The sequence below is a fragment of the Fulvivirga lutimaris genome (genome assembly GCF_009711525.1).
Taxonomy (GTDB): domain Bacteria; phylum Bacteroidota; class Bacteroidia; order Cytophagales; family Cyclobacteriaceae; genus Fulvivirga; species Fulvivirga lutimaris.
On record NZ_SMLV01000076.1, the window covers coordinates 1 to 1,163 of the forward strand.

Annotated in this window: 1 protein-coding gene; it reads left to right on the top strand. The window is 34.4% G+C overall.

Annotated features, from left to right (window positions below):
* Window positions 1–21: 21 nt before the first annotated feature.
* Window positions 22–1,163 (top strand): PAS domain S-box protein (locus E1140_RS00245; RefSeq protein ID WP_155177956.1); only part of this gene is annotated, 1,142 nt, incomplete at its 3' end.

Genomic DNA, 1,163 nt, shown 5'->3' on the forward strand with positions numbered 1-1,163 from the left:
GATCAAATTAAAAAAACAAACTTGGCAAGCGTCCTATTTCCAAATTTATCCCAAGATAAAGTTGAAATCTTTTGGAATACGGGTCTGATAAACAATAAGGACACTTATACTGGTACACTTCGCACACCAAGTGGTCAAGAAAAAACCATTAATTGGCAAATAGTTAAACGTCATGTAAGTGACGAGATTGAAATTCTATTTTTTGGTATTGACGAGACTGATAAAAAATTAGCTCAAAATCAACTTATTGAAAGAGAGGCGAATTTAAAAGCAATATTCGAGAGTACTCAGAGTCTAATAGCATTATTTGATAAAGATAATTTGTTGGTTGAATTTAACCAGTCATTTGCTCAATATGCTAACGAAGTAGAAAATATAACCCTCACTAAGGGGATGGATATTTTTGGTATAATGAACAATCCACTTGTTGAGAAATGGAAAGGTTTTCAAGATAGAGCCCTTAATGGCGAGAAATTTCAAGAAACCATAGAGCACCCAACTACCAAAGAGACACTTTATCTCCTTTTCAGTTATAATCCTATCTATCAAAATGATGAGATAACAGGATTATCATTATTCATTGAAGATATAACCCTTCTCAAGCAAGCCCAAGCTAAATTAGAGCGTTATACAGAAAACTTAGAGGCAATAGTTAAAGAAAGAACTGAGGCCTTAGAAGAAAAAAACATAGAATTGAAAAAGGGGAATGATGAGCTAGCACGTGCGATTCAAAATTTAAAGAATACCCAACAGCAGCTACTTAAAGCTGAAAAAATGGCATCATTAGGGGTGCTTGCAGCCGGCATTGGTCATGAAATAAACAACCCGCTGAATTTTATTCAAAATGGTCTTTCTGCTCTTATTCAAGAATTGAATAACTCCGAGTATGGTCAAGAAATAGATAAATTAAAACCATACTTTGACATTATTAACGATGGTGTAAATAGAGCCAGCAAAATTGTAAAAAGCTTAAGTCATTTTAGTAGACAACAAAAGTCTATGACTGAGGAATGCAACATCAATGAGATTATAGATAACTGTCTGGTAATACTCAAGAATACCTTCAAGCACAAAATCACAGTCATCAAAGAATACACGCAGGATCGGGCGATTATAAAAGGAAATGAGGGCAGGCTCCATCAGGTCTTTTTAAACATCCTATC